Source organism: Amycolatopsis sp. NPDC047767 (genome assembly GCF_040704195.1).
Taxonomy (GTDB): Bacteria; Actinomycetota; Actinomycetes; order Mycobacteriales; family Pseudonocardiaceae; genus Amycolatopsis.
The window spans coordinates 186,078-212,818 of the sequence record NZ_JBEYSJ010000004.1; the positions used below are offsets into that span (position 1 = coordinate 186,078).

The following is a 26,741-nucleotide window of genomic DNA, read 5'->3' on the forward strand; positions in this document are numbered from 1 at the left end:
TTCACCGCGACCGCAGGTGGTCCCGCATCGTGCGCGCGACCCGGGCCATGAGGATCTCCGCCTCGGGCTGGATCGCCGCCGGCACCCGCGACTCGGTGAGCGCGGCCACCGCGAACACCTGCCCGTCGGCGTGCTCGGCGACCCCGACCTCGTGCCGCAGGTTCAGCAGCGTGCCGGTCTTGGACGACCACTTCGTCGCGTCGGACCCGAAATCCGGCGTGAGCCGCTGGCGCAGCAGGTTGTGGGCCATGAGCTCCCGGGTGCGCGCCGCCACCTCGGAGTCCACTTCGGACGGCCGCCACAACGCCTCCAGCAAAGCGACATACGCCCGCGCCGACCCGGCACTGGCCCGGCTGACGTCCAGTTGCGACACCGGGTGCCCCCGCCCGGCCGTGCCCGCGCGAATGGCGAGCGCGTGGGCGAGGTGCACCTCGCCGGGCTCGAACCGTTCCGCGGGGGTGTCGGCCAGCTCCGCCGTCGGGTGCCGCACGGAGACGCCGTCGATGCCCCACTCGCGCAGCATCCGCGTGACCTCGGCCGGCGGCGTGAGCTCGAACAACGCGTCGGCCGCGGTGCCGTCGCTCACCGCCACGCTCAGGTAGAGCAGATCGTCGATCGCCACGCGCGCCGGGTGGCGGAACCGCGCCAGCCCGGCCGGCCCGGCGGTGGTGACCCGCCCGGGCTCCACCTCCAGCTGTGTGGCGCCGTCGAGCTCGCCCCGCCGGATGCGCTCCAGCGTCGCCGCCGCGAGCGGCACCTTGACCAGCGACGCGCTGGGGAACTCCCAGTCCGCGTCGAGGCCGATCTCGTGTCCGGTGTGGAGGTCGCGCACGAGGAAGGAGCCGCGCAGGCCGCCGTCGTCGAGTTGTTCGCGGAGGTCGCGGAGCAGGGATTCGGTGTTCACACGGTCTCCTCGTCGGAGGCGCCGAGGCAGCGGGCGATGCCGGACCGCAGCCGGGTGCGCAGGTGGTGGGCGTCTTCGCCGAGTGCGGCGGCGATGTCGAAGCCGCGGGCGAGGGAGGCGACGCCGAGGGGGCGCCAGCCCAGGCCGAGCTCGGTGGCCTGCGCGGGGGAGCACAGGAGCAGGTCGGCGGAGCTGTAGACGGCGGCCGCGGCGGCCGTCAGGGAATCGGCGACGGAGACCTGGGCCGGTTGCAGCCCGACGGCGTCGCGGACGCGGAACACGCGATCGCGGATGTGGGGCACGTCGTCCTCGGGCTGGATCCACACGCGGCGGCGCCCGGCTTTCGTGGCACGGCCGGCGCGCAGCGTCTCGAGGTGGACCACGGGCGGGAGCTGCTGGCGTTCCGTCGCGGCGACGCCGAGCGGCACCGTCCACACGGCCTCGGTCTCGGGCACGGCCACCAGGGCGGCGCGCACGTCCTGCGTGCGCACGAGCTCGGCGCGCTCGCCGGGCGGCGCCGGGCGGAACTCGAGGAAGATGCCCAGCGCGCGCGCCTCGGCGTCGAGCTCCGCCAGGTCACGCGTCGGGCAGGTGCCGGGCACGGCGAGGCGCAGCGGACGCAGCTTGGCGCGCTTCGCGTCGTGCTCCATGGCGTCGGCGAGGTGGACGAGGCGCCGCGCGGACGGCAGCATGTCGCGGCCGAACGGCGTGAGCTGGGCTCTTCGCGTCGCGCGGTCGAAGAGGCGCTCGCCGAGGTGGCGTTCGAGCGCCGCGATCCGGCGGCTCGCCACGGGCTGGGGGATGCCGGCCACCGCCGCCCCCGCCGTGAAGCTCCCGGTCTCGCTCACGCCGACGAACGCGCGGCAGCTTCCGATCAGGTCCACGACCACACTGTATGCCCGTTCCGCATGGAAGGGGCCACTTCTGTCTTGGACAGCATGAACGACCTTGGTGAGACTGCGGATGTCGATCACTTCCGAAGGGGGAACCCGGTGTTCAGCAAGTCTGTGGTGGCGGCGGTGGCATTGGTGGCGCTGGCGGGATGCGGCGCGCCGCAGGCTCTGCCGCCCGCCGCGCCGCCCGTCACTTCCGCTTCGCCGACGGTCTCGAACCAAGCGTTCGCCGATCTCGAACGGTCGTTCGGCGCCCGGCTCGGCGTGTACGTCGTGGACACCGGCTCGGGCCGCGAAGTCGCCTACCGCGCGGACGAGCGGTTCGCGTACGCGTCGACGCACAAGGTGTTCAGCGCCGCGGCTGTGCTGCAGAAGGTGGGGACGGCGGGGCTCGACCGCGTGATCAAGTACGGGCCGGGCGACGTCGTCGCGAACTCGCCGATCACCGAAAAACACGCGGGCGCCGGCATGACGCTCGGCGCGATCATGGACGCCGCCCTGCGCTACAGCGACAACACCGGCGGCAACCTGCTCTTCCGCGAGCTCGGCGGGCCGGCCGCGCTGGGCACGTGGCTGCGCTCGATCGGCGACACGACCACCCACGTCGACCGCACCGAACCCACCCTGAACGAAACCACGCCCGGCGACCTCCGCGACACGACCACCCCGCGCGCCTGGGCCCGGTCGCTGCGCACGGTCGCCCTCGGCGACACCCTGGCCGCGCCGCTGCGCACCGTCTTGACGAACACCATGCGCGCCAGCACCACCGGCACCAACCTCGTCCGCGCGGGCGTTCCTTCGGGGTGGCAGGTCGCCGACAAGTCCGGCACCGCCGACCGCGGCACCCGCAACGACATCGCGATCGCCTGGCCCCCGGGCCGCGCGCCGATCGTGTTCGTCGTGTTCTCCGACCACCTCGCCACCGACGCCCCCATCGACGACGCCCTCGTCGCCCGCGCCACGGCGGCCGCGGTGAAGGCGCTGGGATGAGACGTTCTCCTGGGGGAGTCATGAAACCGTCCACTTCGGACCCTTATTCGCGGCGTCGTGACCTCGGCTACCGGGTGATCACGCGACTGCTCGCCTTCGCGCTGTGGCCACCGGCCTGCCTGGTCGCGCCCGGCCTCGGACGATCCGTCGCGTGCTCCTGGGCGCTCCGCATCCGCTTCCCGTCCGAGGACCTCAGCGGCCTGTCGCCCGGCACCCACGCCGCTTTCGTCGCGGCCCGCTGCGCGGCCCTCTGGCACCACGGCACCCTCCTCGGGCTCACCTCCGGCCACCGCGACGCCGGCGCCCAGGACCGCCTGTTCACCGCCGAGGTCCGCCGCACTGGCTCCGCCGCCTCGGCCCGCCGGCGCGCCCTGCCCCCGGCGAGCTCCCGCCACGTCACCGGCACCGCCCTCGACATCCGCCCCCGCGACGGCGCCCACTGGCTCGAACTCCACGGCGCGGCCCACCACCTGTACCGCGTCTACGACAACGAATGGTGGCACTTCGAATACCACCCCGAAGGCCGTCCACCGCGCGTCCCCCACCCGGGCTTCTCCCTGGCGGACGCGGAATCGTGAGAGGAACTTCCGTGGCGGACCGACGTCGCATCACGCGGCGGACCCTGCTCGCCGGAGTGCTCGCCGCACCTATCGCCGGGTGTGCGAACCCGGCCCTACGGAGCCCCGCATCACCGCCGAACCCCGCACCACCACCGAAAACGGCAATCCCGCCGTCGACCGCCCCACTCGAAGCCCTTGAGCGGAAGTACCAGGCCCGCCTGGGGATTCACGCGCTCGACACGAAAACCGGAGCCACGCTGGACTACCGGGCCGACGAAAGATTCGCCTTCTGTTCCACCTTCAAAACCTTCGCCGCGGCAGCCGTGCTGCAGAACCACTCTCTGTCCTACCTGGACACGAAAATCCCGTACACCCCAGCCGAAGTCAACTCGTTCTCGCCGATCACCCAGCACCACGCCGGCGCCGGGATGACCGTGCGGCAGCTGTGCGACGCCGCGATCCGCTACAGCGACGGGACGGCCGGCAACCTGCTCATGCGCGAAGCCGGCGGGCCGGCCGGGCTCACCGCGTACCTGCGCGGGCTCGGCGACGCCACCAGCCGCATGGACCAGTACGAGCCCGAGCTCAACCGCGACCCCCTGGACGACCCCCGCGACACCACCACCCCGCGCGCGCTGGCCGCCGACCATCGAGCGGTCGTGCTCGGCACCACGCTCCAGCCGGACCAGCGAGCACTCCTCGAAGACTGGCTGGCCCGCAGCACCACGGGCGCCCAGACCATCCGCGCGGGTGTGCCCGCCGCCTGGCGCGTGATCGGCAAAACCGGCCACGGCGACTACGGCCGCGTCAACGACGTCGCCGTCCTCCGGCCGCCGGGCGCGCCCCCGCTGGTCTTCGCGATCATGTCCGACCGCGCCGCCTACGACGACGAACCCCGGTACGCGTTGATCGCCGAGGCCGCGAAGTACGTCGCCCGAACCCTGGGCTGACTCAGCCCCAGCGCGACCGGAACTCGTCGAGCACGCGGCGCTCCCGCTTCGTCGGCCGGCCCGCGCCGCGCTCGCGGCGCGCCACCGGGATCGCGGCCTCCGGCGGGGGTTTCGGGGTGCGGTCGATGATGCACTTGGCCGCCTCGGGCGCACCGACGCGTTTCTGGATGACCTGGACGACCTCGACGACGCGGGTGGTCTGGCCGATCCGGGCGCGGACCTCGTCGCCGGGGACGACGGTGGTGGCGGGTTTGGCCGGGCGGTCGTTCACGCGCACGTGCCCGCCCCGGCACGCGGCGGCCGCGTCCGAGCGCGTTTTCGCCAGCCGTACGGCCCACAGCCAGCGGTCCACCCTGGTCGACTCCACGGGTCCATCATGCCCCAGCCGCCGGTCAGCCGCGGCGCATAGGCCGCGCCACCGACGTGCCCAGCACGCGCCCGACCACCCAGGCCAGCGCGTCGGCCGTGCGGGCGGGGGTGTCGGACGGCTGCATCACGTGGCTGAGCACGGTGCGCACGACGAGGTCGATCACCACGGCGATCTGCTCGTCGTCCAGCGGCGGCCCGTAGGTGCGCACGCGCTCGATCAGCATGGTCTTCGCCTCGGTGAGCAACGAGCCCGCGCGCGTGGTCAGCAGTGGCAGCAGTTCCGTGTCCGTGCCGTGTGTCGCCGACGCGATGGCGCGCAGCAGCGTGTTGTCGTCGGCGAGGTCGAGCACGGCGCGGATGGCCTCGTAGATCGCCTCGACCAGGTCGTCGGGGTGCCGGTCGAACGCGGTGCGCACCACGGCGAGGAAGCGGGCCAGCTCGTGGGAGATCATCACCTCGGCCAGCGCGGCCTTGGAGCCGATCTCGTTGTACACGGTCTGGCGGCTCACGCCCGCGGCCTCGGCCAGCCGCGCCATCGTGACCGCCGACCAGCCTTCGCTCGCGGTCAGCTCGATGGCCGCGGTGACGATCGGCTGCCGGTGCTGGCCGCCCTCGGGCGGTGCGGCCCGGAGTGCCCCGCTCATGATCGTCATCCTAGGCCGCCTCCCGTGTGGTCCCGGCGAACTGGCGAACGCACGTCAGTCCCGCACCTTCAGCGCCAGCACCGGGCACGCGTCGGCCGCGGCCGTCACGTCCAGGCGGTGCTGCTCGGCCGGGCTCTCCTCCAGCAGCACCACCGTGCCGTCGTCCCCGACCTCGAAGAAGTCCGGCGCCATCGCCTCGCACATGCCCAGCCCCGCGCACAGTTCGCGGTTCGCCTCGATCCGCATCACGCACCCACCCTTCCGGGAGCCACGAAGTCGACCTTCTCGCGCACGCCGCAGTCCGGGCAGCACCACGAGTCCGGGATCGCCGACCACGGCGTGCCGGCGGGGAAACCCTCGCGCGGATCACCGCGGTGTTCGTCGTAGACGTAGCCGCAACCGGGGCACATGCCGCCCTCAGTGGCGTCACCGCGGGTGTCGGCGGCGATCCGCTCCTCGGCCGTCACGCGGGTGCCGTACCGGGCCAGGACCCTGCCCCGCTTGCGCGGCTGGATGTTGGCCCGGCCGATGTCGCCGTCGAAGTGCGCCAGCACCCGCGGGTCCATCACCCGCCGCCACAACGGCGGCACGAGCGCCAGCACGATCATCCCCGCGTACCCGGTGGGCAGCACCGGCGACTCGGCGAAGTCCCGCAGCGTCTGGTAGCGGCGCGTGGGGTTGGCGTGGTGGTCGCTGTGGCGCTGCAGGTGGTAGAGCAGCACGTTGGTGGCGATGTTGTTGGAGTTCCAGCTGTGGCTCGGGTCCACCCGCTCGTAGCGGCGCCGGTCCGGCGCCCCCACCCGCCGGCGCAGCATCCCGTAGTGCTCCATGTAGTTCACGACTTCCAGCAGCGAGAAGCCCACCACGGCCTGGATCAGCAGGTACGGCAGGATCCCCACCCCGAGCCACACCAGCATCGCCGCCCACAGCACGGCCGACATCAGCCACGCGTTGAGCACGTCGTTGCCGATGCGGAACGGGTGCTTGTCCCGGCGGGCGTAGCGCTTGCGCTCCAGCCGCCACGCGGACTTCAGCGAGCCGCCGACCGTACGCGGCCAGAAGCGGTAGAAGCTCTCGCCGACGCGGCTCGAAGCCGGGTCCTCGGGGGTGGCCACGCGGACGTGGTGGCCGCGGTTGTGCTCGATGTAGAAGTGGCCGTAGAAGCTCTGCGCGAGCGCGATCTTCGACAGCCAGCGCTCGTGGCTCTCCTTCTTGTGCCCCAGTTCGTGGGCGGTGTTGATGCCGATCCCGCCGATGCACCCGATGGACGCGGCCAGCCCGATCTTGTCCACCACGGTCAGGTCGCCGCGCCCGATCAGCCAGAACGCCGCCACGAACCCGACGTACTGGATCGGCAGGAAGAGGTAGGTGATCCAGCGGTAGTACCGGTCGTTCTCCAGCTGTTCGAGCACGTCGTCGGGCGGATTGCTGCGGTCGAGCCCCGCGACCAGGTCGATCACGGGCACGATCACGAGGATCACGATCGGCCCGATCCAGAACCACACGCCCCAGCCGGTGGCCGCGTGCAGCCCGATCGCCAGGAAGGCGAGCGAGGGCACCACGAGCCCGATCAGCCACAGGTACCGCTTGCGGTCCGTCCACGACTCGGTGGAGCCGGCGGGCACCGTCCCCGCGACTTCGCTCATCTCGTCCTCCTCCGTCAACGACACTGTCCGACGTGGTTGACAAGACGGTAAGTGATGTACACCTAGCTTGACAAGTCGAAGAGAAATGTAAAGCCATCGACCTTGCCCGCGGGCGTAGGTTCGGACGATGAGCGACTGGTCGTCGGGCGAGGCGTACGAGCGGTACGTCGGCCGGTGGAGCCGCCGGGTCGCCGCGGCCTTCCTCGAGGGCACGGTCGTGCCGCCCGGAGCGCGCTGGCTCGACGTCGGCTGCGGCACCGGCGCGCTGACGTCGGCGGTGCTGGCCACGGCCGATCCCGGCGGCGTCCTCGGCGTCGACCGGGCCGTGCCGTTCGTCGCCCACGCCCGCCGGCTGGCCGCCGACCCGCGGGCGGCCTTCGTGGTCGGCGACGCGCAAGCCCTGCCCGTGCCCGGCGACGCGTTCGACGCCGCCGTGAGCGGGCTGGCGCTCAACTTCGTGCCCGATCCGCACCGGGCGGTCACCGACTGGGTCCGGGCCGTGAAGCCCGGGGGAGTGGTGACCGCGTACGTGTGGGACTACGCCGAGGGCATGGAGCTGATGCGCTGGTTCTGGGACGTCGCGGCCGAGCTCGACCCGGTCGTCGCGGACCTCGACGAAGGCCGCCGCTTTCCCCTGTGCCACCCGGATCCGCTGAGTCGACTGTGGACGGACGCGGGCCTGACCGGCGTGGTGGTGCGCGCGATCGGCGTGCGCACCGCGTTCGCCGGCTTCGACGACTACTGGCTGCCCTTCCTCGGCGGGCAGGGTCCGGCGCCCGCGTACGCGGTGCAGCTGCCCGAAGACCACCGCCGGGCCCTGCGCGACCTCCTGCGCGCCCGGCTGCCGATCGCCGCGGACGGCACGATCACCCTCACGGCTCGGGCATGGGCCGTGCGGGGCAGCGTGCCGCGCCGCTGACTCGCCGGAAATCCCGTGTCCTCAAGCTATTCTCGGTTCCGTGGGCGGACGGCGGGTCGACTGGGCGGCGTTGCGGACCCCGCGGGACGAGGCTCCCGCGGAGGGCCTGCGCGAGCGCAAGAAGCGCGAGACCCGGCGCCTGCTCGTCAACACCGCCACGGAGCTCTTCCTGGCGCGCGGCTTCGACGCCGTGCGCGTCGCCGACGTCGCGCGGGCCGGCGGCGTGTCGGAGAAGACCGTCTTCAACTACTTCCCCGCCAAGGAGTCCCTCATCCTCGACCGGCCCGACGCGACGCTGGCCGCGTTGCGCGTCGAACTCGGCGACCCGGCCCGCACGCCCGTCGAAGCCGTGCTGCGCATCCTCGCCGGCGAGCTGGCCGCGGTCACCGGCTGGCTGGAGGACCAGCGTGATCGCCGCGCCGCGGGCGCGGGGTTCCGCCGCTACGGCGAGCTGATCCGCTCCACGCCGGCGCTGGCCGCCTACCAGCGCGAGCTGCTCGACGAGCTCGCCGCCGGCGCCGCGCGGCTGCTGGCCGTGCGCGCGGGCCTGGCCACCGCCGACCCGGAGCCGCAGCTCGCCGCGATCGCGCTCACCGGGCTGTGGCGCGTGCAGTTCGGCAGCCTCGCCAAGCACGTGGACGCGGGCCGCACCCCGGCCCGGATCCGCGGTGCCGTGACCACCGACGTGCTCCGCGCCGCCCGGCTGCTGGAGTCGGGTCTGGGCCACTTCGCGCGCACGCGGCGTCCGGCGGTGAAGGACGCCGCCACCAAGACGACCGGGGTGAGAAGCCCGGTCGCGAAAAGCCCGGCGAGTGCGAAACCGGTACGGACCTCGCGCCGCCCGGACACCGGTGCCTGAACGTCCAGAGTGGCCGCCGGCAGCGGGAAACCTCCGGGCTCACCCGGGTTCGCGCGAAGTTTCCGTGACTGTAAGTTTACGGCGACCCCCCAGCGTGTGACGGTGGGAGCGGGTCATCCGGCAGGTTCACGACGGCGGGTCATTCTTGATTGATTCCAGAAGCTGCGGCACACTGCCAGGCGTGCCAACGACTTCGGACTTCGAGCGCATGCTACGCGGAGCGGCTCTGCGGGTGACGCGTCCTCGGATGGCGGTGCTGTCCGCGGTGCACGATCATCCCCACGCCGACACCGCGTCGCTCATCGGTGCCGTGCGCGCAGATCTCGGCGAGGTGTCCCACCAGGCCGTCTACGACGTCCTGGCCGCCCTGACCTCCGCGGGTCTCGTGCGGCGGATCGAGCCCGAGGGCTCGGTCGCGCGGTACGAGGCACGGGTGGGGGACAACCACCACCACGTCGTGTGCCGGTCGTGCGGTGCGATCGCCGATGTCGACTGCGCGGTCGGCGCCGCGCCCTGCCTGACCGCGTCGGACGACCACGGTTTCGTCATCGACGAGGCCGAGGTCATCTACTGGGGCCTGTGCCCCGACTGCAACACCGTTACCCACACTGATTCCCGGAAGGATTCCCGTGTCTGACACCCCCAACGCCGAAGTCGGCGAGATGAACGTGGAGAGCGCGGGCGGGTGCCCCGTCCACACGGGGCGCATCGCGCACCCCACCGAGGGCGGCAGCAACCGTGACTGGTGGCCCAACCAGCTCAACCTCTCGATCCTCCGGAAGCACTCGGCCGTGGCGAACCCCATGGACGAGGACTTCGACTACGCCAAGGAGTTCCAGACCGTCGACCTCGACGAGCTGGCGCGCGACGTCGACGCGGTCCTGACCACCTCGCAGGACTGGTGGCCCGCGGACTTCGGTCACTACGGCGGCTTCATGATCCGCATGGCGTGGCACAGCGCCGGCACCTACCGCATCGAAGACGGCCGCGGCGGCGCGGGCGCCGGCATGCAGCGCTTCGCCCCGCTGAACAGCTGGCCGGACAACGGCAACCTGGACAAGGCCCGCCGTCTGCTGTGGCCGGTGAAGAAGAAGTACGGCAAGAAGATCTCGTGGGCCGACCTGATGATCTTCACGGGCAACCGCGCCCTGGAGACCATGGGCTTCAAGACCTTCGGCTTCGCCGGTGGCCGCGCCGACGTGTACGAGCCCGACCAGGACGTGTACTGGGGCCCGGAGCGCACCTGGCTGGGCGACGAGCGCTACAGCGGTGACCGCGAGCTCGAGGCCCCGCTGGCCGCCGTGCAGATGGGCCTGATCTACGTCAACCCCGAGGGCCCGAACGGGAACCCGGACCCGGTGGCCTCGGGCCGCGACATCCGCGAGACGTTCCGCCGCATGGCGATGAACGACGAGGAGACCGTCGCCCTGATCGCCGGTGGCCACACCTTCGGCAAGACCCACGGTGCCGCCGACGCCGACGAGTTCGTCAGCGCCGAGCCCGAGGGCGCGCCGCTCGAGGAGCAGGGCCTGGGCTGGAAGAACAGCTTCGGCTCGGGCAAGGGCCGCGACGCCATCACCAGTGGCATCGAGGTCACCTGGACCCCGACCCCGACCAAGTGGAGCAACTGGTTCTTCCACAACCTGTTCGAGTACGAGTGGGAGCTGGAAACCGGCCCCGGTGGTGCGAACCAGTGGAAGCCGGCCAACGGCGCCGCAGCGAACACCGTGCCGGACCCCGAGACCGGTGAGCTCAACCGCGCGCCCGGCATGCTGACCGCGGACCTCGCGCTGCGCTTCGACCCGATCTACGAGCCGATCTCGCGCCGCTTCTACGAGAACCCGCAGGAGTTCGCGGACACCTTCGCCCGCGCCTGGTACAAGCTGACGCACCGCGACATGGGCCCGGTCCAGCGCTACCTCGGCGCGCTGGTGCCGGACGAGGCCCTCATCTGGCAGGACCGCGTGCCGGCCGTCGACCACGAGCTGGTCACCGACGCCGACGTCGCGGACCTCAAGGCCAAGCTGCTCGACTCGGGCCTCACCACGGCCCAGCTCGTGTCCACCGCGTGGGCGTCGGCCTCGACGTTCCGCATCGGGGACAAGCGCGGTGGCGCCAACGGTGCCCGTCTGCGCCTCGAGCCGCAGCGCGGCTGGGAGGTCAACAACCCGGACGAGCTGGCGCAGGTCCTGACCACGCTCGAAGGTGTGCAGGAGGCCTTCAACGCGGCCCAGTCGGGCGGCAAGAAGATCTCCCTGGCCGACCTGATCGTGCTGGGCGGCGCCGCGGGTGTCGAGAAGGCCGCGAAGGACGCGGGCGTCACCATCACGGTGCCGTTCACCCCGGGCCGCACCGACGCGACGGCGGAGCAGACCGACGCCGAGTCGTTCGTGCCGCTCGAGCCGAAGGCCGACGGCTTCCGCAACTACCGCGGCAAGGGCAACCGCCTGCCGAGCGAGTACCTGCTCATCGACCGCGCGAACCTGCTCAACCTGAGCGCGCCCGAGATGACCGTGCTCGTGGGTGGCCTGCGCGTGCTGGGCGCCAACTACCAGGCGTCGAAGCAGGGCGTGTTCACCGAGACGCCGGGTGCGCTGACCAACGACTTCTTCACCAACCTGCTCGACATGGGCGTGGAGTGGAAGACGGTGTCGGAGGACGGCGAGGCCTTCGAGGGCCGCGACCGCGCCACCGGCGAGGTCAAGTGGACCGGCAGCCGCGTCGACCTGCTCTTCGGGTCGAACTCGGAGCTGCGGGCCGTGGCCGAGGTCTACGCCGCGGACGACGCGAAGGAGAAGTTCGTGAAGGACTTCGTCGCCGCGTGGGACAAGGTCATGATGCTGGACCGCTACGACCTGGTCTGAGCGTGACGCGGGGGCCTTCGGGCTCCCGGTGACCTCCGGAGGGGGCGGGGACCACGGGTCTCCGCCCCCTTTTCCGTGCCCGGAAAACCGCCGCGCCGCAGGTCGCAGGCGTCGGCCGGGCGCGGAGGTCACGGTGTGGTGTACCGCTGGTTGACACGGTGGCTCCGCGGGGTGCACTATCGTGATTAATCCCGTTGGAAACGTTTCCAACGGCCCGATCGCGAATTGGAAACGTTTCCAAATCCGCGAGACCACTACCGAGGTACGAACGACGATGACGTCAACACGGGCCACGCTGATCCAGGTGGCCGAGCGCGCCGGGGTGTCCCTGGCGTCCACCTCCCGTGCGCTGCACGGCGTGGGTGCGAGCAAGGCGATGGTCGAGCGCGTCCGGGCCGCCGCCGAAGAGCTCGGGTACAGCGCCGACGCGATCGGCCGGTCGCTGCGGATGAAGAAGACGTTCCAGGTCGCGTTCGCGGTGGCGGACATCGGCAACCCGGTCTACGTCGAGATGATGCGGGCGATCCACGAGGTGCTGGCGCCGCACGGCTACCGCGTGGTCGTCATGTCGACCGGGGACACCTCCGACTCGACGATCGAGCTGGTGCGCAGCCTCGGCAGCGGCTTCGTGGACGGCATGATCGTGAGCCCGCTGCGCACCGACGACGGCCTGATCACCGAGATCCAGCAAGCCCCCGTGCCCGTCGTGGTGATCGGGCGCGCGATGGACGACCGCGGCATCAGTTCCGTGTCCACCGATTCCGCGGGCGGGATCGGGGAGGCGGTGCGCCACCTGCACGCCATCGGCCGCCGCCGCATCGGCTTTCTCAACGGTCCCCTCGACACCACGCCCGGTGCTTCGCGCCAGCGCGGTTTCGACGCGGCGGTCAACGCCGGCGACCTCGCGGCCGAGCGCATCGAGCGGGAGACCGCCGAGGACTTCACCGTCGGCGCCGGCCTCGAGGCCGCCCGCCGGATCCTGGCGCGCGTGCCCGAGGGCGTGCCGCAGCTGGACGCGCTCGTCGCGGCCAACGATCTGCTCGCCATCGGCGCCATCCGCGCCGTGCGGGAACTCGGTCTGTCCGTGCCGGAGGACGTCGCCGTGACCGGCATGGACGACACCGAGATCGGCCGCGTCTTCCAGCCCAGCCTCACCAGCGTGTCCCTCGGCGCGAGCGAACGCGGGCGCGCCGCGGCCCGCCTGATGCTGCAGCTCGCCGACGACCCCGGCCAGCCGGCCCGGCAGGTGTCGGTGGGTGCGGAGCTCGTGGTGCGCGAATCCACCACAACGGCCACCGAACGGGGTGCGCGATGACAGTGCGGCTTGTGGGCATCCGAAAACGCCCGGCCGAAGACGGGTGCTCCACCGGCGAACGGCCCTCGCGGCCGGCGCCCGAGCGAACCGAACCGGCCGTGCCCCCTGCACCCACTTTGATTCCCGGGACCGAGCGAGGTGACCGATGACGACCCCGTCCCTGACCGAGCCGAAGCGCCCCACCGCGCAGCCCCCGGCCCCGCGGTCCAAAAAACGCGTGAAGCCGATGGCGCGCACACGCCGGCGGGAGGCGATCGCGCTGGTGCTGCCGTCGCTGATCCCGATCCTGGTGCTGAGCGTGGCGCCGCTCGTGGTCGGCGTGTTCCTGGCGTTCACCAACGCCCGGCTCGTGCGCCACCCCGACTACAGCTTCGCCGGCCTCGACAACTTCGCCCGCCTCGGCGGCAACGCGTTGTTCTGGGACTCGCTGCGGATCGGCATGATCTGGACCGTCGGCGTGACGCTGCTGCAGCTCGCGGCGGCGATGGGCCTGGCGCTGCTGCTCAACTCCGGCCTGAAGCTGCAGGGGCTGACGCGGGTGCTCGCGCTCGTGCCGTGGGCGATGCCGCCCGTGGTCGTGGCGATCATGTGGCAGATGATCTACTCCGCGAACGGCGGGCCGCTCAACGCGTTCCTCGGCGCGGTGGGCCTGCCGAGCGACATCAACTGGCTCGGCGACTTCTCCACGGCGCTGCCGGCGGTGATCGTCGTCGGCGTGTGGGTCGGGATGCCGCAGACCACGGTGACGCTCCTGGCCGGGCTGCAGCAGATCCCCGGTGAGTTGCTGGAGGCCGCGGCGGTCGACGGCGCGGGCGCGTGGCGGAAGTTCACGGCCGTGACGTGGCCGGCGATGCGCCCGATCGTCACGTCGATCACCTCGCTCAACTTCATCTGGAACTTCAACTCGTTCTCGCTGGTCTACGTGCTCACCGCCGGTGGGCCGGGCGGCAAGACGATGGTCCCGGTGCTGTTCATCTACCTGGAAGCCTTCAAGAACCGCGAGATCGGCTACGCCGCGGCGATGGGACTCGTCGTCGTGATCGTGGTGGTGCTGATCCTCGCCGTGTACCTGCGGTCGCAGTTCCGCACCGAAGACCGCGCGGAAAAGGGGCGCTGAGCCATGCGCTTGCTCGTTCGTCCGGCCCAGTACGTGGCCCTGGCGCTGTACATCCTGTTCCTCGGGTTCCCCCTGCTGTGGCTGATGTCGGCCTCGGTGAAGTCCTCGGGTGAGCTCAACTCGCTGACGGTGAACCTGCTGCCGCAGGAGTGGCACTGGGAGAACTACACCGAAGCCCTGACGCGCCAAGGACTTCTGCACTCGGCGTGGAACAGCCTCCTCGTGGCGCTGGCCTCGACGGTGCTGTCGATCATCATCTCCGTGCCGGCGTCCTACGTGCTGGCCCGGCTCAAGGGCAAGGTCCGCATCGCCGGCGTCGGCTGGATCCTGGTGAGCCAGGTCTTCCCGGTGGTGCTGATCATCCTGCCGCTGTTCCTGATCCTGCGGACGCTCGGGCTGGCCGACAACCTCGTCGGGCTCACGCTCGTGCACACCACGTACATGCTGCCGTTCGCATTGTGGATGCTGCAGGGGTACGTGGCCGCGATCCCCACGGAGCTCGAAGAAGCGGGCGCGATGGACGGCGCGAGCCGGTTCACCGTGCTGCGCACGATCGTCTTCCCGCTGCTGGCCCCCGGCGTGGTCGCGACGGCGATGTTCAGCTTCGTGTCCTCGTGGAACGAGTTCTTCTTCGCCTTGGTGCTGCTGCAGTCGCCCGAGAACTACACGCTGCCCATCACCTTGAACATGTTCGTGGGCGGTGAGGGCAAGACCGCCCTCGGACCGCTCGCCGCCGGGGCCGTGCTCGCCGCGATCCCCAGCATCGTCTTCTTCAGCATCCTGCGGAGGAAGCTCACCAGTGGGCTCATGGCCGGGGCGGTGAAGGGATGACCCCGCACCCGCCCGGACCCCGCGAAACCGCCAACCCCGAAATCCCCCAACAGAAATCCCCGAAAGGTCGGTCGATGAAGACACGACGCCTGCTGGCCGCCGCCAGCCTGATGGTCACCGCTTTGCTCGTCGCCGCGTGCGGCAGCGGCAGCGGTGACGCGAGTGGCCCCGTCACCCTCACGTTCCAGTCCCTGTCCGACCAGCCGGCCGCGATCGCCGAGACGCAGAAGATCGTCGGCGCCTGGAACACCGCGCACCCCGACGTGCAGGTGAAGATCGTGCAGGCCGGCTGGGACAGCGTCTACGACAAGCTGATCACCCAGTTCAACGCCGGCACCGCGCCGGACATCGTGCACTACGAGGCGGCGGGCATCGAGCCGTTCGCCGAGGACGACTACCTCGCCGACCTCACGCCGTACCTCTCGCAGGCCAAGCGCGCCGACTTCCAGAAGGGCGTGCTGGACTCGGTGACCTTCGGCGGCAAGGTCGTCGCGTTCCCGACCGAGGTGCAGTCCTATGTGGTCTTCGCGAACAAGAAGCTGCTGCAGCAGGCCGGGGTCGCGGTGCCGACCGGCAAGACCATGACGTGGGACCAGCTGCGCCAGATCTCCAAGGCCACCACCAAGGGGTCCACCTACGGCCTCGGCTGGGGCCTGTCGAGCCCGACGGCGGCGTTCGTCGCGCTGGCCCCCGGCTTCGGCGGCAAGTACTTCCAGGGCACCGGTGACCAGGCCAACCTGACGGTGGGCGAGGGCGAGACGGCGCTGCCGAAGCTCGTCGACGAGATGGCCTACCAGGACCACTCGATCCTGCCGGTCACGCTGACGCAGTCGGGTTCGAAGGCGCTCGCGCCGTTCTACGCGGGCCAGACCGCGATGACCGTGCAGGGTTCCTACCAGGCGGCCAACATCGCGAAGGACGCGCCGAAGGGCTTCGACTGGGTCACGCTGCCGCCGCTGGCCGGCCCCGCCGGTCCCGCGCAGGCCGCCAGCCCGCAGACGCTGTCGGTGAACAAGGACTCCGCGCACGTCAAGGAAGCCGCCGAGTTCATCGACTACTTCACCAACACCGACAACCTGGCCGCGATGAACGAGGCCGACGCCCTGATCCCGCCCACGAACTCCGCGCGCCAGGCGCTGGCCACGAAGCTCGCCGGCAAGACCGGCTGGGACCAGATCCTCGCCTCGGGCCAGTACATCACGTCGGCGCCGTACCTGTTCGCGAGCAAGTACCCGCAGTGGAAGGACACCATCGCCACCCCGGCGTACCAGCAGTTCCTGGCTCAGAAGATCGACGCCGGTGGCTTGACGACCCAGCTGCAGAACGGCTGGAAGAGCGTTACCACCAACTGAAGTGTGACCACAAAACGAATTGGGACTGGAGACGATTCTCTTGACCTGGCTGGAAGACCGGGCCGTCGCGGTGATCACCGGCGCGGCCGTGGGCGACGCCCTCGGCGGGGCCGTCGAAGGGTGGACCCCCGAGCAGATCGAGGAACGCCACGGCGGCCGCGTGACCGGCATCGTGGGACCGTGGTACCCGAACTGGCGCGACGCGCGTCCCATCGCGCCGTACCACAAGGGCGACGGGCACATCACCGATGACACCCTCATGACGCGGGCGCTCGTGGAGGTCTACGCGAAGCGCCGTGAGCACCTCGACGCGTTCGCAGTGGCCGAGGACCTCGTGCCGCTGATGATCGGCGAACCGCAGTGGGTGCCGGAGCTGGAGTCCACGGCGCTGCTGCTGCAGCGCGTGTTCCTGGCGGAGAAGTGGATCGTCGCCCGGCTCCACTACGGACACGTGGACCCGCGCGAAGCGGGCGTGGGCAACGTCGTCAACTGCGGTGCGGCGATGTACGTCGCGCCGGTGGGCGTGGTCAACGCGGGTGATCCCCGCGGTGCTTACGCCGAGGCGATCGACCTCACGGGCGCGCACCAGTCGAGCTACGGCCGGGAAGCGGCCGGCGTCCTCGCGGCGCTGGTCGCGGCCGCGGCCGCCCCGGGCGCGACGCTGGGCGACGTGACCGCGGCGGCGCTGGAGCTCGCGCACGACGGCACGGCGGAGGCGCTGCGCGCGGTGATCGACGCCTTCGGCGGGACCACCTCGGCGCCGGCCACCGACGAGGAGGAGCGCGCGCTGGCCCGCAAGGTGCGGGAAGTCGTGGCGCCGTTCGACTCGGTGGGGCCGGAGTACCGGCAGATGTCGCTGGACGCGCGGCGGCCGTCGCGGACCAAGTCCATCGAGGAGCTGCCCGCGGCGCTCGCGTTCGTGCTCGCGCACCGCGGTGACTTCCGGGGTGCCGTGCTCGCGGCCGTGAACTACGGGCGTGACGCGGACTCGATCGCCGCCATGGCCGGGGCGATCTGCGCGGCCCTCGGTGGTGCCCAGGTCGTGCCGGCGGAGTGGCTCGACCCGATCAGCGAGGCCAGCCGCATGGACATCGTCGAGACCGGCCGTGTGCTGGCCTCGGCTGCGGCCGACATCATGCGGGCCGACCGGGAGCGGGCGCAGGCCCGGGTCAAGGCGCTGGACGGCCTGGACGGTGCCCTTCCCGTCGAGGCGGGGGCGCGGGCGTGAGGCTGACCTGGGCCCAGCCCGAGGACCTGCTCGCGCACGAGCTCGTCCAGTCCTCCGTGGAGGGTCGCGACACCGCGGACGTGCGGGAACGCTGGGTGGCGGCGGGCGGCGACCCCGTCCCCGCCGTGAGCGGCGCCGGGCCGAACCCGGCGCCGCCCGCCCTGCGGGCCCTGGCGCGCACGTTGCTCGACGAGCTCTCCGCCCGGCCGGTCGCTTCGGCGCCCGACGAGCCGGACGACTGGGACGCGATCGTCGCCACGTTGCCGGCCGCGCCGTCCCTGCCGCGGGGCCTGCGCGACGGGCGGGTCCTCGGCGCGTGGACCGGGCGGGCCGCCGGGTGCCTGCTGGGCAAGCCGGTGGAGAAGATCCCGCGCGAGGGCATCGAGGAGATCCTGCGCGCCACGGGCCGGTGGCCGCTGGAGACGTGGTTCACCGCCGTCGGGCTGCCTGCCGACGTCGCCGCGCGCTGGCCGTGGAACAAGCGCTCGGCGCCGACGTCGCTCGCGGAGAACATCCACGGCATGCCCGAGGACGACGACCTCAACTACCCGATGCTGGCGCTCACCCTGCTCGAGACGCGCGGGCGCGGCTTCACCACCGAGGACGTCGCCCAGCTGTGGCTCGACAACCTCCCGGCCGGGCGCGTGTTCACGGCCGAGCGAGCGGCCTACCGCAACATCCTCGACGCCCGCCCGGTACCCGAGACCGCGACGCACCTCAACCCGTTCCGCGAATGGATCGGCGCGCTGATCCGCACGGACGTCTTCGGCTGGGTCTCCCCGGGCGACCTGCGCGCGGCCGCACACCTGGCGTGGACCGACGCCCGGCTCAGCCACACCCGCAACGGCGTCTACGGCGCGATGTGGGCCGCGGCCCTGGCCTCGGCGGCGATGGTGTGCTCGTCGGTGGACGAGGTGCTCGACGCCGCCTTCACGGTGATCCCGCCGGGTAGCCGGCTGGCGGAGGCCGTGCGCCTCGGCCGCGAAGCCGCGTCTTCCGGCGACATCCGCACCGGCCTCGACCGCCTCCACGCCGCCTACGGCGACCTGCACTGGGTCCACGTGCTCGGCAACGCCGCCGTCATCGCCTACGCCCTCGCCCAGGGCGCCGGCGAGTTCGGCCCGAGCATCTCCCTCGCCGTCACGGCGGGCTGGGACACCGACTCGGCCGCCGCCACCGTCGGCGGCGTGGTCGGCGCCCTGCGCGGCGTGGACGGCATCGGCGCCCAGTGGGTCAAGCCCCTGGACGGCCGCATCGCGACGTCGTTGCCGGGTGGCGAACAGAAGATCACCGACCTGGCGGCCCGGACGGTCGCACTGGCGGAGCGCGTGTCGTGACCGGGAGTGTCTTGGTGGTCGGGTCGGTTCGTCAGCGCGGCGGCAGGGGAAATCCTGCACGCGTCGCGGGGCGTCGTCTTGGCGGCGCGGTTGGTCGCCCTCGCGGAGCGCGCGTCGTGACGACGCGCCGGTTCGCGCCGGCGGCGCCACTCGTCGGCGTTGCTGCAAGCGCGGGCGGGGAAATCCCGGTCGCGTTGCCGAGCAGTACCGGCTCATCAGGGTCCGTCGGTGGCAGGGAGCGTGTGTCGTGAGCGGGAGTGTCGTGGTGGTCGGGTCGGCGAACGTGGACCTGGTCGTCGACGCGCCGCGGCCGCCGCGGGCGGGGGAGACGGTCCTCGGCGGGCGGCTGAGGCGCAGCCCCGGCGGCAAGGGCGCGAACCAGGCGGCGGCTGCCGCCCTGGCCGGGGGAGCGCACACGACGTTCGTGGGCGCGCTCGGCGAGGACGAGGCCGGGGACCTGATCCTGCTGTCGCTGGGTGGCGCCGGTGTGCGGACCGACCTCGTCGCGCGGACGAAAGCGGCCACGGGCACGGCGTTCATAACCGTGTCGCCGGACGGCGAGAACGCGATCGTCGTTGCGCCGGGTGCGAACGAGCGCGTGCGGATCGGCGAGGTGGAGGCCGCGCGGATCGCGGTGGCCGACGTGGTGCTGGCGCAGCTGGAGATCCCGCTCGCGGTGGTGCGCGCCGCCGCGGCCGTGCGCAAGCCGGGTGCGCTGTTCGTGCTCAATGCCGCGCCGTCGCGGGAGCTGCCGGCCGATGTCTGGGCCGCGGTCGACGTGCTGGTGGTCAACGAGCACGAAGCCGCCGACCTCGGCGGCCGCGAAACTCTGCTCGGCCGCGTGCCCGCCGTCGTGGTGACGCTCGGCGGCGACGGCTGCCTCGTGGCCGAACGCGGCCGGGAACCTGTTACCGTCCCCGGAATCCGGGTGACCACTGTGGACACGACCGGCGCCGGTGACACGTTCTGCGGGGTGCTCGCCGCGGGTCTCGCGCAAGGCCGATCGCTGGCCGAAGCCGCGCGGCTCGCGTGCGTGGCCGGGGCGCTGGCCGTCACGCGGCCCGGCGCGCAGGCCGCCGTTCCCACTGCCGAAGAGGTCGCGGCTTTCGCGGCCGGAGAAAAGGTGCGATGACCGCCCCGTTCGACCCCCTCGTGCCGCGTCCGATCGACCGGCCGGCGGAGGTCCCGCTGACCCCGCTCACCGACGAGCAGCTCGTCGCCCTCGACGAGGCCAAGATCTTCGCCGCGCCCGCGGACCCGGCCGACCGGCCGGCGTGGCGGGAGAACCTGCGGCGCTGGCGCGAGGATTCCCGCCGTCGCCACGACTACACCGGCGAGGCCTACGAACGCCCCGGCGCCGCGTGGGCCGCGCGCTGCCACACCGTGGCGCAGGTCTGGCTGTGGGACGAGCTGTTGTACTCCTTCGCCGAGCACAAGTTCACGCCCGAGGTGTTCCTCGCCGACGCCCGCGAACGCTTCGGCGGCCTCGACGCCGTCGTGCTCTGGCACGCCTATCCCGTGATCGGCCTCGACGACCGCAACCAGTGGGACTACTACCGCGACGTTCCCGGCCTGGCGGAGCTCGTCAAGGCCCTGCACGACGCCGGCCTGCACGTGTTCGTGGACTACAACCCGTGGGACGTCGGCACCCGCCGCGGCGCCGACGACCTCACCGAGCTGGCCGCCCTCGTCGCCGACTTCGAGGTCGACGGCGTTTTCCTCGACACGCTCAAGAAAGCCGAACCGGGCTTCGTCGAACGGCTCGAAGCCGCGCGTCCCGGGATCGTGCTGGAGGGCGAGTCGAAGCTGCCGGTCGAGCGCATCGCCGACCACACGGCGTCGTGGGCCCAGTTCTTCGCCGACTCGCCCGTGCCCGGCGTGCTGCGCGCCCACTGGTACGAGCGGCGCCACATGCAGCACCACGTGCGCCGCTGGCACCGCGACCACTCCGAGGAGCTGCAGTCGGCGTGGCTCAACGGCGTCGGCGTGATGGTGTGGGAGGTCGTGTTCGGCGTGTGGGTCGGCTGGTCGGCCCGCGACGCCGCGACCGTGCGGCGCATGGTGACCGTGCAGCGCGCGGCCGGCGACTTGCTGCTGGGCGGCGAGTGGACCCCGCTCGCCGAGCTGACGCCCGAAGCCGACAGCGCCGGCGTCTACGCGGCCGGCTGGGAGCTCGACGGCGTGACACTGTGGACACTCGTCAACCGCGGCGAGACGGACTACACCGGTGACGTTCTGCCCGCCGGGCCCGGCAAGGTCCTCGACCTGCTGGGTGGGGTGCCCGCCCGTGGCATCGGCGCGGTGCTGCACCTCGCCGACGGCACTCCCGAACCCGCGTGGTTGCCGGAGCTGCTCGATGCGCTGAAGTCGGCGCCCCACAATGCCCACTCCCGGTTCCCGCACCGGATCGCCGAACGCGTGAGTCCACAAAGGACCACTGGTCGTCCTGACGTCGATGTCGTGACGGTGCCGGCCGGCCCGTATGTGCTGACCGTCCGCTACCAGGCCCGCGAAACCGGGATGTACCAGGGTGCACCCTATGTGGACGAATGGAAGCCGCTCCCGCCGCGGCTGCACGACGCCCGGACCCTCCAGCGCGCGGGCTCGCTCACGACTTCCGTCGCGGTGGCAAGCACCGAGGTCACCAACGCTCAGTTCGCCGAGTTCCTCACCGCCACCGGCTACCGGCCCGCCTACGCGCCCCGGTTTCTCGCCCACTGGATCGACGGTGTGCCGGGGAATCCGGACGACCCCGTGACCTATGTGGACCTCGACGACGCCCGCGCCTACTGCGCGTGGCGCGGCGGCCGGCTGCCCACCGAGGACGAGTGGCAGCTGGCGGGGGAGACCGGCGGCCTGCGCCGGGGCGAGCCCGCCGTGTGGAACTGGACCGAGAGCGAGCACTCCGACGGGCGGACCCGCTTCGTGATGCTCAAGGGCGGCAGCGACTACCGGGCCGAGGGCTCCGAGTGGTACGTGGCGGGCGGCCGCCACGCGCCGGACGTCAGCGTGAAGCTCCTGCTGCCCGGCCTGGGCCTGGCGCGCGCCGCGACGGTCGGCTTCCGCTGCGCTTGGGAGGTGACGGCATGACGACGTCGCGGGATTCCGCCGGCGGTGCGCTCGCCGGGTTGCGGGTGGTGGACGCGTCCACGCTGTTCGCCGGGCCGATGGCCGCGATGCACCTGGGTGACATGGGCGCCGAGGTGATCAAGGTCGAGCACCCGAGCCGTCCCGACCCGTCGCGCACGCACGGCGTCGCCAAAGACGGGGTCAACCTGTGGTGGAAAACGCTCGGGCGCAACAAGCGCACCGTCACCGCGGACCTCGGCAGTGAAGGCGGGCGGGAGGTGTTCCTGGCGCTGGCCGCCCAGGCCGACGTGGTGATCGAGAACTTCCGCCCCGGCACCCTCGAACGCTGGCACCTCGGCTACGACGAGCTTTCGGCCCGCAACCCGCGGCTGGTGCTCGCGCGCGTGACCGGGTTCGGGCAGTTCGGCCCGTACCGCTCGCGGCCCGGCTTCGGCACGCTCGCCGAGGCGATGAGCGGGTTCGCCGCCACCACGGGCGAGCCGGACGGCCCGCCGACGCTCCCGCCCTTCGGCCTCGCTGACGGCGTCGCGTCCCTGGCCACGGCCTACGCGATCATGGTCGCGCTTTCGGCCCGCGCCACCAGCGGACGCGGGCAGGTCGTGGACACCGCGATCATCGAGCCGATCCTCGCCATGCTCGGCCCGCAGATCACGAGGTGGGACCAGCTTCGGACCGTGCAGCCGCGCACGGGCAACCGGTCCATCAACAACGCCCCGCGCAACACCTACCGCACCGCCGACGGCCAGTGGGTCGCCGTGTCCACCTCGGCGCAGTCGGTGGCCGAGCGCGTGGTGCGGCTCGTCGGGCGCCCCGACCTCGCCGACCAGCCGTGGTTCGCCCGCGGCGCCGACCGCGCCCAGCACGCCGACGAACTCGACGAAGCCGTCGGCGGCTGGATCGCCCAGCGCAGCCGCGCCGAGGTCGTCGCCGCCTTCGAGGAGGCCCAAGCCGCGGTCGCCCCCATCTACGACGCCGCCGACATCGTCGCCGACCCCCAGTTCCAGGCCCTCGGCACCATCCACGAGATCGACGACCCCGAACTCGGCCCCCTCCTCATGCAGGGCCCCCTCTTCCGCCTCTCCGCCAACGACGGCGTCATCGGCTTCACCGGCCGCCCCCACGGCGCCGACACCGACACCGTCCTGGAGGAACTGGGCTTCTCGGCGGAACGCATCGCCGAACTCCACGAAGGGGGCGAGGTATGAGCGCGATGCTTCCGCAGGCTTTTCCCGACGCCCGGGCCGAGGTGCCCGCGCGCGGGGCTGTGGCGGGCGATTGTGGCGCTGCGGCTCGCGGCCCTGCGCGAAGGGGGAGCGGTATGACCGCGACGCCGGCGTTGACGTTCCTCGCCGCGCCGCCCGACCGGCCCGAGCGAGTGAAGAAGGCGGCGTCTTCGACGACGTCGAAGACGCCGCAGTTGCGGCGCACAACGACACGGCGCGCGAACCGCGCGGCCGGCCCCGGCGCGGAGTGCAAGGAGAGCGGTATGTGCACAACCCCGACCCGCGCATTGGCCGCCCGGTCCGACCTCGGCGCGGCGGCACTGGGTTCGGTGAGTTCGAGGCACCCGTCGCGCCTACGCCCGCGGGCGCGACGGGCGAACGCAGTGCGGCCGCTCGCGGCCCCGAAGCCAAGGGGGTACGGCATGAGCCCGACGGAAGCCTTTCCCGACGCCCGGGCCGACCGGCCCGCATCTGGGGCCGCCGCGCGCGCGAATGTGGCGCTGCGGCTCGCGGTCGTCAGCGAAGGAGAAGCGGTATGACCACCACCCCGCCGTTGACCTTCCTCTACGCCCCCGCCGATCGGCCCGAGCGGGTGGAGAAGGCGCTCGCGTCGGAGGCCGACGTGGTGCTGGTGGATCTGGAGGACGCCGTGGCGCCGGCGCGCAAGGATGAGGCGCGTGGGAACGTCGTGCGGCTGCTGGCGGACCTGCCCCAGGGGCGCCGGGTGCAGGTGCGCGTGAACCACCCCAGCACGCCGTGGCACGAGGTGGACGTCAGGGCAGTGGCGGGGCTGCCGGTGGCGGTCGGGGTGCGGATGCCGAAGGTGGAGGCGGCCGAGGAGGTGCTGGCGCTCGCCGCGGCGCTGCCGGGGCGAGAGCTGCACCCGTTGATCGAGTCGGCGCTGGGGGTGGAGCGGGCGTTGCAGATCGCGACCGCGTCGCCGCAGGTGGCGTCGATCGGGCTGGGCGAGGCGGATCTGCGGTCGGACCTGGGGGTGGACGACGAAGCCGGGCTGACGTGGGCGCGCAGCCGCGTGATCGTGGCGGCGCGTGCTGCGCGGCTGGCGCCGCCGGCGATGTCGGCCTACACCAACGTGCGCGATCTCGACGGGCTGGCGGCGTCGTGCCGGGCCGGGCGGGCGCTCGGGTTCCGCGGGCGGACGGCGATCCACCCGGCCCAGCTCGCGACGATCCGCGCCGCGTTCCTGCCGAGCGCGGAGGAGGTGGCGCGGGCCAGCGAGGTCGTCGCGCGCGTCGCCGACGCCACGGCGGCCGGGGTCGGGGCGATCGCCCTGGCCGACGGGACGTTCCTCGACGTGGCGATGGTCGAGCGGGCGCGCACTGTGCTGGCGCTGGCGGACCCGACGCGTTAGCCCGCCGTCGCCGGACGCGGGTCGGCTTGCGGAACCGGGACCTCCGCCGGCCGGCTCACGCGGCTCAGCACCGCGACCGTGCCGCTGGCGAGCAGGAACACCGCCGCCATCACCAGGAACACCACCCGCGCACCGGCGCCCGCGCCGAGAGCGGCCCCGACGAGCAGAGGCCCCACGATGCCACCGGCCCGCCCGATGCCGAGCGCCCAGCCGACCCCTGTCGAACGGATCCGCGGCGGGTACAGCACCGCGGCGAGCGCGATCACGCTCATCTGCCCACCGGTCACGCACGTGCCGGCGAGGAAGGCGGCCACCAGCAGCAGCCCGCTCGAACCGGTGAGCGCGAAACCCAGCACGGCGATGAGGGCCGAGCCGATCAGGTACACGGTGCCGAGCGTGGCGAACGCGCCGCGCTTGTCCATCGCCGGGCCGATGACCAGCGCCGCGACGATGCCGCCGACGGTGACGAGGGCGGTGGCCGTGACCGCCGTCGACGTCGGGTGGCCGAGGCGGAGCAGCACCGTCGGCAGCCAGCTGAGCACGGCGTAGAACACGCCGAGGTTCAGCGCGAACGCGAGCCACAGCAACAGGGTGGCCGCGAGACGGTTGCGGCCCAGGACGTCGCGCCGGGTGGCTTTCCCGGCTGCCGGCTCGTCGAGGACGAACGTGGCGCGCGGGTCGAGGTCGGGGGCCAGGCGGCGCAGCGTCGCGTGCAGTTCGGCGTGCTCACCGCGCTGGAGCAGGTGGACCGGGGAACGGGGCAGCCAGACCGCGAGCACGACCGACACCGCCAGCGGCAGGACCCCGCCGAGGACGAAGATCGAGCGCCAGCCCCAGGCCGGGATGAGGACGCCGGACAGCAGGCTCGCCGCGACGAAACCCAGCGCCAGCCAGCAGTAACTGAACATCACGAACGTCGAACGTCGGCGGGCGGGAGCGAACTCGCTGGCGAGCGCGACCGCACTCGGGATCGCCCCGCCGAGCCCCACCCCGGTGAAGAAGCGGAACACGATCAGCTGCGTCTCGTTCGTCGCGAACACGCACAGCAACGTGAAGACGCCGAACAGCGCCACCGACAGCGCGATCAGCCGGCGGTGCTCGATCCGCGCCGCCAGCGGTGCCAGCAGCAGGTACCCCACCATCAGCCCGACGATCGACGCCGAGAACAGCGGCCCCAGCGCCGCGACCGGCAGGTGCCACTCCTTCGCCACGACGGGGGCGACGAAGCTGATCGCCTGCGTGTCGAGACCGTCGAGGAACATGACCGAGCCGGTCAGCGCGAGCAGCAGCACGTGGAACCGGCCGACCCTCCGATCGCCGATGACCGTCTCGAGCCGCGCGGCGGCGGGCGGAACTCCTGCGGACATGGTCGTCTCCCTTTCCGGCGGAGGTGTCCGGTTCGTGTGACCGGTTCGGGGAAACGTAAACGGGAGATAAGTTACAGTCAATAGTCGTAACTAAAGTGATCTGACGGAGTTTTTGCAGGTGCGGGCGCTACTCGCCCGTAGGACGTTCCCGGCAAGATCGTCGGTGGGCGGGGGAGTGCCGCGACCACGAACACGTCGGCAGGCCGTCCGACGTGGCCTATTCTGGACGAGGGAGATCCACGAGGAGGGGCCATGACCGACGAAGAGCTCGTCGTCGAGTTCGCGCTGCGGCGCCTGGACAACCCCGACCTCGAGCTGGAGGAGATCGCGGCGCTGGTCGTCCGGCGGCTGGGGCCCGAGCGCATGCTGGAGTTCGCGTCGCAGAACCTCGCCACGCGTGGTGAGCTGCGCGCGGCCATCTTCCCGTCGGCCGTCGAGCACGTGCTCCGCGTCGTGCTCACCCTGCGTGGCCGCAGCGACTAGCCGCCCACCGCGGCCGGAGCCTTCCGGCGCAGCCACGCCCACGGACTGCGCCCACCCGTGAACGCCCACAGCGCGATCACCGGATCCGTCAGCGCGCACCCGAACGACGAGTCCGCCGCGAACGGCAGGATCGGCGCCCCCTTGAGGTGGTGGACGACGTCCCACGCCGTGTGCAGCAGCCACCCGATCCCGATGAACGTCCACGAGTCCAGCCCACGGAAGGCGACCAGCGTCATCACCGCGCAGAACGCCAGCTCCCACACGCCCAGCCCGCCGCCGGAGAGGTAGGCCGCCCCCGCGCCGGGGACCATGAGCGCGTTGAACCTCCGCCTGTGCGGCTCGCGAATCAGGGACGACAGCAGCACGTACACCAGGCCGATCACGATCGGCAGCAGCACTTCGGTCATGGCCGTCACGCTAGGAACCAC

27 protein-coding genes are annotated in these 26,741 nt (G+C 72.2%); 19 read left to right on the top strand and 8 right to left on the bottom strand.

The window, feature by feature from the left end:
- Position 1: 1 nt before the first annotated feature.
- Together AB0878_RS09655 and AB0878_RS09660 are read right to left on the bottom strand one after the other, a co-directional pair.
- Positions 2–904 (bottom strand): serine hydrolase, encoded by a 903-nt coding sequence (locus AB0878_RS09655; protein ID WP_366578232.1) that lies wholly within the window; start codon positions 902–904, stop codon positions 2–4.
- Positions 901–1,794 carry a LysR family transcriptional regulator gene (locus AB0878_RS09660; protein WP_366578234.1) on the bottom strand — a complete coding sequence of 298 codons (894 nt, stop codon included), beginning with the start codon at positions 1,792–1,794 and terminating at the stop codon, positions 901–903. Before AB0878_RS09660 ends, AB0878_RS09655 begins: the two co-directional genes overlap by 4 nt.
- Positions 1,795–1,896: 102 nt before the next feature.
- Between AB0878_RS09660 and bla (AB0878_RS09665) the strand changes: the two genes are divergently transcribed.
- The 3 genes from bla (AB0878_RS09665) to bla (AB0878_RS09675) are packed head-to-tail and all read left to right on the top strand — an operon-like array spanning position 1,897 to position 4,297.
- Positions 1,897–2,787 carry a class A beta-lactamase gene (gene bla, locus AB0878_RS09665; protein ID WP_366578236.1) on the top strand — a complete coding sequence of 297 codons (891 nt, stop codon included), beginning with the start codon at positions 1,897–1,899 and terminating at the stop codon, positions 2,785–2,787.
- Between the two features lie 20 nt (positions 2,788–2,807).
- Positions 2,808–3,365 (top strand): D-alanyl-D-alanine carboxypeptidase family protein, encoded by a 558-nt coding sequence (locus tag AB0878_RS09670; RefSeq protein WP_366578237.1) that lies wholly within the window; start codon positions 2,808–2,810, stop codon positions 3,363–3,365.
- Positions 3,281–4,297 (top strand): class A beta-lactamase, encoded by a 1,017-nt coding sequence (gene bla / locus AB0878_RS09675; RefSeq protein WP_366578239.1) that lies wholly within the window; start codon positions 3,281–3,283, stop codon positions 4,295–4,297. Before AB0878_RS09670 ends, bla (AB0878_RS09675) begins: the two co-directional genes overlap by 85 nt.
- 1 nt (position 4,298) lies before the next feature.
- Here bla (AB0878_RS09675) and AB0878_RS09680 read toward each other — a convergent pair whose 3' ends face one another.
- From AB0878_RS09680 to AB0878_RS09695, 4 genes are read right to left on the bottom strand one after another with little or no spacing between them, the layout of a single operon-like run.
- Positions 4,299–4,664 (bottom strand): RNA-binding S4 domain-containing protein, encoded by a 366-nt coding sequence (locus AB0878_RS09680; RefSeq protein ID WP_366578241.1) that lies wholly within the window; start codon positions 4,662–4,664, stop codon positions 4,299–4,301.
- 25 nt (positions 4,665–4,689) lie between these two features.
- Positions 4,690–5,319, bottom strand: coding sequence for a TetR family transcriptional regulator (locus tag AB0878_RS09685; RefSeq protein WP_366578243.1), 630 nt, complete (start codon positions 5,317–5,319; stop codon positions 4,690–4,692).
- 45 nt (positions 5,320–5,364) lie between these two features.
- Entirely contained in the window at positions 5,365–5,556 is a 192-nt protein-coding gene (locus tag AB0878_RS09690) for a ferredoxin (protein WP_366578244.1), read from the bottom strand.
- Positions 5,556–6,956, bottom strand: coding sequence for a fatty acid desaturase (locus tag AB0878_RS09695; protein ID WP_366578246.1), 1,401 nt, complete (start codon positions 6,954–6,956; stop codon positions 5,556–5,558). The genes AB0878_RS09690 and AB0878_RS09695 overlap by 1 nt, the downstream gene beginning before the upstream one ends.
- Positions 6,957–7,083: 127 nt before the next feature.
- On the opposite strand from AB0878_RS09695, the gene AB0878_RS09700 reads away from it, so the two are divergent.
- The 15 genes from AB0878_RS09700 to AB0878_RS09770 all read left to right on the top strand — a co-directional run bounded on the left by AB0878_RS09700 (position 7,084) and on the right by AB0878_RS09770 (position 24,463).
- Positions 7,084–7,875, top strand: coding sequence for a class I SAM-dependent methyltransferase (locus AB0878_RS09700; protein WP_366578248.1), 792 nt, complete (start codon positions 7,084–7,086; stop codon positions 7,873–7,875).
- Between the two features lie 40 nt (positions 7,876–7,915).
- The gene (locus AB0878_RS09705) at positions 7,916–8,734 is read left to right on the top strand and encodes a TetR family transcriptional regulator (protein ID WP_366578250.1); all 819 of its coding nucleotides are present in this window, start codon (positions 7,916–7,918) and stop codon (positions 8,732–8,734) included.
- Positions 8,735–8,915: 181 nt separating this feature from the next.
- Positions 8,916–9,371, top strand: coding sequence for a Fur family transcriptional regulator (locus tag AB0878_RS09710; protein WP_366578252.1), 456 nt, complete (start codon positions 8,916–8,918; stop codon positions 9,369–9,371).
- Positions 9,364–11,598 carry a catalase/peroxidase HPI gene (gene katG, locus AB0878_RS09715; protein ID WP_366578253.1) on the top strand — a complete coding sequence of 745 codons (2,235 nt, stop codon included), beginning with the start codon at positions 9,364–9,366 and terminating at the stop codon, positions 11,596–11,598. Before AB0878_RS09710 ends, katG begins: the two co-directional genes overlap by 8 nt.
- A gap of 274 nt (positions 11,599–11,872) precedes the next feature.
- Positions 11,873–12,913, top strand: a complete 1,041-nt coding sequence (locus tag AB0878_RS09720) for a LacI family DNA-binding transcriptional regulator (RefSeq protein ID WP_366578255.1) — start codon at positions 11,873–11,875, stop codon at positions 12,911–12,913.
- 145 nt (positions 12,914–13,058) lie between these two features.
- Positions 13,059–14,030 carry a sugar ABC transporter permease gene (locus tag AB0878_RS09725; RefSeq protein WP_366578257.1) on the top strand — a complete coding sequence of 324 codons (972 nt, stop codon included), beginning with the start codon at positions 13,059–13,061 and terminating at the stop codon, positions 14,028–14,030.
- A gap of 3 nt (positions 14,031–14,033) precedes the next feature.
- The gene (locus tag AB0878_RS09730; RefSeq protein WP_360595498.1) at positions 14,034–14,861 is read left to right on the top strand and encodes a carbohydrate ABC transporter permease; all 828 of its coding nucleotides are present in this window, start codon (positions 14,034–14,036) and stop codon (positions 14,859–14,861) included.
- A gap of 74 nt (positions 14,862–14,935) precedes the next feature.
- Positions 14,936–16,213 carry a sugar ABC transporter substrate-binding protein gene (locus AB0878_RS09735; RefSeq protein WP_366578259.1) on the top strand — a complete coding sequence of 426 codons (1,278 nt, stop codon included), beginning with the start codon at positions 14,936–14,938 and terminating at the stop codon, positions 16,211–16,213.
- 40 nt (positions 16,214–16,253) lie between these two features.
- Positions 16,254–17,441 carry an ADP-ribosylglycohydrolase family protein gene (locus tag AB0878_RS09740; protein ID WP_366578261.1) on the top strand — a complete coding sequence of 396 codons (1,188 nt, stop codon included), beginning with the start codon at positions 16,254–16,256 and terminating at the stop codon, positions 17,439–17,441.
- Entirely contained in the window at positions 17,438–18,778 is a 1,341-nt protein-coding gene (locus AB0878_RS09745; protein WP_366578263.1) for an ADP-ribosylglycohydrolase family protein, read from the top strand. Before AB0878_RS09740 ends, AB0878_RS09745 begins: the two co-directional genes overlap by 4 nt.
- 247 nt (positions 18,779–19,025) lie before the next feature.
- Positions 19,026–19,910: a ribokinase gene (locus AB0878_RS09750; protein ID WP_366578265.1), complete on the top strand. Its 885-nt coding sequence runs from the start codon at positions 19,026–19,028 to the stop codon at positions 19,908–19,910.
- Entirely contained in the window at positions 19,907–21,868 is a 1,962-nt protein-coding gene (locus AB0878_RS09755) for an SUMF1/EgtB/PvdO family nonheme iron enzyme (protein WP_366578267.1), read from the top strand. Before AB0878_RS09750 ends, AB0878_RS09755 begins: the two co-directional genes overlap by 4 nt.
- Positions 21,865–23,073: a CoA transferase gene (locus tag AB0878_RS09760; protein WP_366578269.1), complete on the top strand. Its 1,209-nt coding sequence runs from the start codon at positions 21,865–21,867 to the stop codon at positions 23,071–23,073. Before AB0878_RS09755 ends, AB0878_RS09760 begins: the two co-directional genes overlap by 4 nt.
- A gap of 113 nt (positions 23,074–23,186) precedes the next feature.
- Complete coding sequence (locus tag AB0878_RS09765) at positions 23,187–23,630, top strand: hypothetical protein (protein ID WP_366578270.1); 444 nt, start codon at positions 23,187–23,189, stop codon at positions 23,628–23,630.
- The gene (locus AB0878_RS09770; RefSeq protein WP_366578272.1) at positions 23,627–24,463 is read left to right on the top strand and encodes a CoA ester lyase; all 837 of its coding nucleotides are present in this window, start codon (positions 23,627–23,629) and stop codon (positions 24,461–24,463) included. Before AB0878_RS09765 ends, AB0878_RS09770 begins: the two co-directional genes overlap by 4 nt.
- Here the strand turns inward: AB0878_RS09770 and AB0878_RS09775 are convergent.
- Complete coding sequence (locus tag AB0878_RS09775; RefSeq protein WP_366578274.1) at positions 24,460–25,830, bottom strand: MFS transporter; 1,371 nt, start codon at positions 25,828–25,830, stop codon at positions 24,460–24,462. The genes AB0878_RS09770 and AB0878_RS09775 overlap by 4 nt on opposite strands.
- 252 nt (positions 25,831–26,082) lie before the next feature.
- Here AB0878_RS09775 and AB0878_RS09780 point away from each other — a divergent pair, with 252 nt between their 5' ends.
- A complete protein-coding gene (locus AB0878_RS09780) occupies positions 26,083–26,313 on the top strand; it encodes a hypothetical protein (protein WP_220239402.1) in 231 nt (76 codons plus the stop codon).
- On the opposite strand, the gene AB0878_RS09785 is transcribed toward AB0878_RS09780, so the two are convergent.
- Positions 26,310–26,720 (bottom strand): DUF6010 family protein, encoded by a 411-nt coding sequence (locus AB0878_RS09785; RefSeq protein ID WP_366578276.1) that lies wholly within the window; start codon positions 26,718–26,720, stop codon positions 26,310–26,312. The two genes, AB0878_RS09780 and AB0878_RS09785, sit on opposite strands and share 4 nt — an antisense overlap.
- Positions 26,721–26,741 lie beyond the last annotated feature (21 nt).

Excerpts from the sequence above, each read along its gene's own strand:
- AB0878_RS09690 (WP_366578244.1), bottom strand. The coding sequence starts at position 5,556 with ATGCGGATCGAGGCGAACCGCGAACTGTGCGCGGGGCTGGGCATGTGC.
- AB0878_RS09695 (WP_366578246.1), bottom strand. The coding sequence starts at position 6,956 with ATGAGCGAAGTCGCGGGGACGGTGCCCGCCGGCTCCACCGAGTCGTGG.
- AB0878_RS09725 (WP_366578257.1), top strand. The coding sequence starts at position 13,059 with ATGACGACCCCGTCCCTGACCGAGCCGAAGCGCCCCACCGCGCAGCCC.
- bla (WP_366578239.1), top strand. The coding sequence starts at position 3,281 with ATGGTGGCACTTCGAATACCACCCCGAAGGCCGTCCACCGCGCGTCCC.
- AB0878_RS09760 (WP_366578269.1), top strand. The coding sequence starts at position 21,865 with ATGACGACGTCGCGGGATTCCGCCGGCGGTGCGCTCGCCGGGTTGCGG.
- AB0878_RS09685 (WP_366578243.1), bottom strand. The coding sequence starts at position 5,319 with ATGACGATCATGAGCGGGGCACTCCGGGCCGCACCGCCCGAGGGCGGC.
- AB0878_RS09720 (WP_366578255.1), top strand. The coding sequence starts at position 11,873 with ATGACGTCAACACGGGCCACGCTGATCCAGGTGGCCGAGCGCGCCGGG.
- AB0878_RS09780 (WP_220239402.1), top strand. The coding sequence starts at position 26,083 with ATGACCGACGAAGAGCTCGTCGTCGAGTTCGCGCTGCGGCGCCTGGAC.
- AB0878_RS09785 (WP_366578276.1), bottom strand. The coding sequence starts at position 26,720 with ATGACCGAAGTGCTGCTGCCGATCGTGATCGGCCTGGTGTACGTGCTG.
- AB0878_RS09735 (WP_366578259.1), top strand. The coding sequence starts at position 14,936 with ATGAAGACACGACGCCTGCTGGCCGCCGCCAGCCTGATGGTCACCGCT.
- AB0878_RS09700 (WP_366578248.1), top strand. The coding sequence starts at position 7,084 with ATGAGCGACTGGTCGTCGGGCGAGGCGTACGAGCGGTACGTCGGCCGG.
- AB0878_RS09770 (WP_366578272.1), top strand. The coding sequence starts at position 23,627 with ATGACCACCACCCCGCCGTTGACCTTCCTCTACGCCCCCGCCGATCGG.
- AB0878_RS09670 (WP_366578237.1), top strand. The coding sequence starts at position 2,808 with ATGAAACCGTCCACTTCGGACCCTTATTCGCGGCGTCGTGACCTCGGC.
- AB0878_RS09765 (WP_366578270.1), top strand. The coding sequence starts at position 23,187 with ATGACCGCGACGCCGGCGTTGACGTTCCTCGCCGCGCCGCCCGACCGG.
- AB0878_RS09755 (WP_366578267.1), top strand. The coding sequence starts at position 19,907 with ATGACCGCCCCGTTCGACCCCCTCGTGCCGCGTCCGATCGACCGGCCG.
- AB0878_RS09775 (WP_366578274.1), bottom strand. The coding sequence starts at position 25,830 with ATGTCCGCAGGAGTTCCGCCCGCCGCCGCGCGGCTCGAGACGGTCATC.
- AB0878_RS09730 (WP_360595498.1), top strand. The coding sequence starts at position 14,034 with ATGCGCTTGCTCGTTCGTCCGGCCCAGTACGTGGCCCTGGCGCTGTAC.